Raw genomic sequence first — 5,387 nt, 5'->3', positions numbered from 1 at the left:
ACCCACAACCTATTCTGGCACCCCTCCGGAAGGCGCTGACACAACAATATCAGCGCACGAACGCCAATGCTGCTGCCAATCCACATCTGAAGGTACGTGCCGATGGCACCTTCCACATCGCTACCCCGGCAGCCGGGGCGGATGGTTCCAGCCCAACCAATGAACTGTTTCCTCAACGGCACGATGTACCGCTGGCACAGGTGCTTGAGACGATCAATAATCACTGCGCGATGCTCGGCGCTTTCGAACACTGGCAGCAGACCCACATTCGTCAGGCGGTCTCCCGCCCCGCACTCCTGGCTGGGATCATGGGCCTTGGATGTGGAATCGGCGTGCGCAAAATGGCAAGGATCTCGTCTCGCGTGACCGAGGGCGAACTGGAACACATCGTTAATTGGCGGTTTTCTCTCGACAATATCCGCGCCGCGAACGACGCTGTGGTCAAAGCTATGGATGAGATGGACCTGCCCAATATCTATCGGAACAAGGCGGACAAGCTGCACACCGCCAGTGATGGGCAAAAGTTCGAGGTTCGCGGCGAAAGCCTCGCTGCCAGCCGTTCGTTCAAGTATTTTGGCCAGGGACAAGGCGTCAGCGCCTACACATTCGTTGATGAACGCCACATCCTCTGGCATTCCCTTATGATCAGCGCTGCTGATCGGGAAAGCGCGTTCGTAATCGATGGCCTCATGTGCAATGACGTCGTCAAAAGTGACATCCATTCCACCGACAGCCACGGCTACACCGAAGCCATCTTCGGGATGACGCACCTGCTGGGCTTTTCCTTCGCCCCACGGATCAAAGGCATTGGAAAACAGACCCTCTACATCTTCAAGCCGGACCGCCCAAGGGATCATGATTGGATCATCGCGCCGGACAAAACCATCAATGAGACCCTGATCCGCGAAAACTGGGATGCTCTGTTACGTCTGGTCGCCACCATCAAGCTCAAGGAAAACACCGCGTCCGACATCTTCCGGCGGCTCAATTCCTATTCCCGGCAGCACGCGCTCTATCAGACTCTGAAAGCCTTCGGGCAGATCATCAAATCGCTGTTCATCCTGCGCTATGTCGATGACCTGAGCCTGCGGCAGGCCATCGAACGTCAGCTCAACAAGGTCGAACTCGCCAACCGCTTCACCCGCGCTGTCGCCGTTGGCAATCCCCGCGAGTTCACCCAAGCCGAAAAAGAGGAACAGGAGATCGCCGAGGCCTGCAACCGCCTCATCAAAAACAGCATCATCTGTTGGAACTACCTCTACCTCGCCCACCAACTCGAAAGGGCCCCGGATGAGGAAACCAAAGAAAACCTGCGTCGCACGATCGCCGCACACGCCCCAATGGCCTGGGCACACATCAACATGCTCGGCGAATACGACTTCTCTGATGATAAACTCCGCGACGCGCTCGGAATCCTCCCCCTGAAATCAGCCGCCTGACACACCCTCCAGATCAGGGGGAGATAAAACAGGAAAAATCACAACGAATTAACCGCTTACAGAGATCCCTGTGGGACCAAACGTTCCTTTATGCCGACGGACCCCAACGCGGACACAGTGGCGGCACTGGTCAAGCGCGGCGTGGACATGATCATCACCGGCAACGACGTGCTGTTCCTCAACAACGGCCTGAGAGCCGCGAAAGAGGCCATCGACGCCGGGGCACCCCGGAGCTGATCCAAGGCTGACGGTATAGGCTGGTCTATGCACGAGTCGTGATCACCGCGTGGGCCACGGATTACAACACAGAACGCCCGCATTCGGCCTTGGACTACCAGAGCTCAGCCGACTACGCGCGGACCCTGGCCACCGCAATCGCCCGCCCCGCTGCGCGAAATGAAGGCTCCGCGCGTCGGGCGATTGCTCAACCTACGCAACCGACATCAACACAAACCGGTCTCCGGTCGTGGCTGGATGAAAGTTCAGTGGCAGGTCAGGCGTTCGAAAATGCGATCGAGTATTTGGACAGGTTTAACAGCAGGTCTGTCCGCATGCCGGACATAAACCCCATGCAAGAATTTATGTGTCCCAAACGGTCCGTTGTGTCCTCCAGCCCTGCCCTGCGCATGATCAAGGACTTAACTGTGTCAGAACTCCCCGGCAGAACCTTCGGCGTTTTGACACGTTTCTGACAAGCTATTCATAGCCGAGCTTCGCGTTTTTTATGTGCTGCTCGAAATGGGAGCCTTACCCCCACATCTTGGCCGCAATATTCTGTTCTTCCTTCCCCACGGCATCGGCATAGATCGCCGTGGTGCTGAGCTGGGCGTGCCCCATCCATTTCTGCAGCATGTTCAGCGGAATGCCGTTCACGGTGGCATTGACCCCAAAGCCGTGACGCAACCCCTTCGGGCTGCGGTGCGGCGCATCCGGTATCCCGGCTTCGATCATGATCCGTTTGACGATCTGCCAGACCCGCACGCGGCTGAGCGGCCAGATCGCCGCACTAGCCTGCTTACGTGACTTCTGAGCCTCTCTGATGCCGTGGGCGGTATTGAGCGTGTCCAGGTAGCCCGGCGGCACCGGAACGCTCCTGTAGACGAGTTTCGAGTTGCCAGAGGCATCCTTGCGCTTCTTCAGGCTGCGTATGGTGACCGTGCCGTCAGACAGATCGACCCTGGCGGGGGTGATTTCCACCAGCTCAGACGGCCGACATCCGGTATAGTGCAGCGTTTCGCAGAGCGTACGGTCGCGGGCGGGCTGTCGCCGCGCCACGGCGAGGAAGGCCGCGCGCTCTTCAGCGTTCAGATAGAGCCGGTTTCCGGCGGTGTCGGTGAGGCGCATTTCACTCATAGTCAACAGTTTGCCCGAAAACTGTTAAACATCAAAGCAGAAACCGGCCCCCTGCCCTGTCGGTTCGGAGCCCTGGCTAGCGGGAGGCTTAACACTATTAGTAATAGTGTTAAGCAATTCTTTTGCTTAGCGGGCCTACCATCACCCATTCGGACTGCAACGGATTTGCGCCGTAAACCGACCTCTCTATCACATCGCCTGCGCGGTCGAGGACAACCTGACCCGCCAGAACAGCGGCGAGCTCAGGACCGAACATTTGACCTGTCAGATAATCGGCAACCGCGGCGGTTCCAGTGATCCAAGGGGAAATGCTGCCAACAGTGTTCCTAATTAACTTCGCGCCAGTCAAATAGCCGTTAGCATCATCAAGTTCTTGGAGAATTTCACGATTCGAAATCGTGCCTGACCTGATGTTCTCTTGCCACTCAAGGATCTTGCCACGCCATGTCTCCACGCGCGGGTCGTCACGGTAGTGCATGGCCTCAAGTGCGGTTTCAGGGGCGGGGACCAAAACATTGTCTGTGAATCGGCGTGCGAAATTGACCCACTTGGGTGGGTTATGAGCGAGTAAAATTGACCCACCTGTTTTCGTTAGCATCCGCACAGAAAGTGCGGAGGAAGAGCAGGTNTGTGAATCGGCGTGCGAAATTGACCCACTTGGGTGGGTTATGAGCGAGTAAAATTGACCCACCTGTTTTCGTTAGCATCCGCACAGAAAGTGCGGAGGAAGAGCAGGTGTTATTGATGGAAAGTGTATCGAAGATCCGTCTGTGGGTGCTGGTTGAAGGGCGCAGTATCCGGTCTGTTGCTCGGGCGACGGGATTATCGCGCAATACGATCAAGAAGTATCTGAAGGATGAGAGCCCGCCGAGCTACCAGCGCCAGGCCCCGCCGGTTCGGCACAAACTGTGCAACGGGTTTGATCTTCGGCTTCAGGACCTGTTCGATCAGGACCAGAAGCGACCACGCCGGGAGCGGCGAACGGCCGTGAGGCTTTATGAGCAGCTTGTGTCGGAAGGGTATACCGGTTTCTATTCGCCGGTTCAGCGATTTATCCGAGACCTCAAGCGTGCCGGTGCCGGATCGGGAGAGGCGTTTATCCCGCTGCATTTTGCTGCCGGTGATGCCCTCCAGTTTGACTGGAGCGAAGAACGGGTTGTTCTGGGCGGTGTCGAGCAGAAGGTGAAGGTTGCCCACTTCCGCCTTTGCCACAGCCGCAAGCCCTTTGTCGCCGCCTATCCCGGCGAGAGCCAGGAGATGGTGCTGGATGCCTTTGTGCGGGCGCTGTCCTTTTACAGCGGGGTCCCGCGACGGGTGATCATCGACAATCCCAAAACGATGGTGACCTATGTCTCGCGCTCGAAGGACCGGGTGTTCCATCCGCGGTTCTTGGCGTTGATGAACCATTATGTGATGGAGCCGGTTGCCTGCACCCCCGCGTCGGGTTGGGAGAAGGGTCAGGTTGAGAACCAGGTCCAGTTTTTGCGAGGCCGGTTGTTTGTTCCCATGCCAGCCTTCGACGATCTGGCTGGGCTGAACGACTGGTTGCGCCTGCGCTGCGAGGAGCTGGCAAATCGCGCCCATCCTGAACATTCGACCCGCACGGTTGCAGAGGTTTTTGAAGATGAGCGCGCCGAGCTGCGCCCCCTGGGGCGGGCTTTTGACGGCTACGTGGAGAAGACCGTTCGGGTCCGCTCCACCTGCCTGGTTCAATATGCCAGCAACCGCTACAGCGTGCCGTCCCGGTTCGCGGGGCAACATGTGTCGCTGCGCGCCTATGCGGGCCGGATCGTGCTGGTGTCGGGCCAGGACGTCATTGCCGAACACAAACGCCGCTTCACCCGCAACGTCAGCTACTTTGAGCCTTGGCATTATGTTCCTCTGCTGGATCGCAAGCCGGGCGCCTTGCGCAACGGGGCGCCCTTCGTGGATTGGCAGCTGCCCGATGCCATGCATCGGATCAGGGAACATTACATGATCGGCAAAGGTGGGGATCGGGAGTTTGTCGACCTGCTCCTGCTGGCCCAGGAACACGGGATCGAGGTCGTCGAGATAGCGTGTGATCTGGCGGTGGAGCAAAACACCCTGCGCCTGCCTGCCATCGTCAATCTGATCAACCAGCTGGTGGAGCCAGTCATCACGCCCTTGAACGAAGCATACGTCTATCCACAGCTGACCCTGCGCCCNTCGCTGCGCGCCTATGCGGGCCGGATCGTGCTGGTGTCGGGCCAGGACGTCATTGCCGAGCACAAGCGCCGCTTTACCCGCAACGTCAGCTACTTTGAACCTTGGCATTACGTGCCGCTGCTGGATCGCAAGTCCGGCGCCCTGCGCGACGGCGCCCCCTTTGTGGACTGGCAGCTGCCTGAGGCCATGCATCGGATCAGGGAGCATTACATGGCCGGCAAAGGCGGGGATCGGGAGTTCGTCGACCTGCTTCTACTGGCCCAGGATCACGGGATCGAGGTGGTCGAGACGGCTTGCGAACTGGCGGTGGAACAAAACACCCTGCGCCTGCCCGCCATCATCAACCTGATCAACCAGTTGGTGGAGCCGGTCATCACGCCGCTCAGCGACGCCTATACCTATCCGCAG

5 protein-coding genes and 1 pseudogene are annotated in these 5,387 nt (G+C 58.5%); 4 read left to right on the top strand and 2 right to left on the bottom strand.

Features of this window, described 5'->3' with window-relative positions:
* The 3 genes and pseudogenes from DMZ65_RS19255 to DMZ65_RS19250 form a co-directional block, all read left to right on the top strand.
* Positions 1-1,439 (top strand): Tn3 family transposase (locus DMZ65_RS19255; protein WP_157960648.1); only part of this gene is annotated, 1,439 nt, incomplete at its 5' end.
* A gap of 90 nt (positions 1,440-1,529) precedes the next feature.
* Entirely contained in the window at positions 1,530-1,676 is a 147-nt protein-coding gene (locus DMZ65_RS19605) for a hypothetical protein (protein WP_157960702.1), read from the top strand.
* 20 nt (positions 1,677-1,696) lie between these two features.
* Positions 1,697-1,917: pseudogene (locus DMZ65_RS19250) on the top strand (integrase core domain-containing protein); the annotation flags it as partial.
* A gap of 269 nt (positions 1,918-2,186) precedes the next feature.
* On the opposite strand, the gene DMZ65_RS19245 reads toward DMZ65_RS19250, so the two are convergent.
* Together DMZ65_RS19245 and DMZ65_RS19240 are read right to left on the bottom strand one after the other, a co-directional pair.
* Positions 2,187-2,792: a tyrosine-type recombinase/integrase gene (locus DMZ65_RS19245; protein ID WP_116600307.1), complete on the bottom strand. Its 606-nt coding sequence runs from the start codon at positions 2,790-2,792 to the stop codon at positions 2,187-2,189.
* A 109-nt stretch (positions 2,793-2,901) separates the two neighbouring features.
* Complete coding sequence (locus DMZ65_RS19240; protein ID WP_157960701.1) at positions 2,902-3,270, bottom strand: hypothetical protein; 369 nt, start codon at positions 3,268-3,270, stop codon at positions 2,902-2,904.
* Between the two features lie 266 nt (positions 3,271-3,536).
* Between DMZ65_RS19240 and istA the strand changes: the two genes are divergently transcribed.
* On the top strand, positions 3,537-5,387 hold a 1,851-nt coding region (gene istA / locus DMZ65_RS19235; RefSeq protein WP_232825074.1), incomplete at its 3' end, for an IS21 family transposase.

The organism is Primorskyibacter marinus (genome assembly GCF_003313245.1).
Lineage (GTDB): Bacteria > Pseudomonadota > Alphaproteobacteria > Rhodobacterales > Rhodobacteraceae > Primorskyibacter > Primorskyibacter marinus.
This window is presented reverse-complemented; position numbering and strand designations above follow the sequence as displayed.

Coding starts and splice junctions, on each gene's coding strand:
- DMZ65_RS19245 (WP_116600307.1), bottom strand. CDS start 2,792: ATGAGTGAAATGCGCCTCACCGACACCGCCGGAAACCGGCTCTATCTG.
- DMZ65_RS19605 (WP_157960702.1), top strand. CDS start 1,530: ATGCCGACGGACCCCAACGCGGACACAGTGGCGGCACTGGTCAAGCGC.
- DMZ65_RS19240 (WP_157960701.1), bottom strand. CDS start 3,270: ATGCACTACCGTGACGACCCGCGCGTGGAGACATGGCGTGGCAAGATC.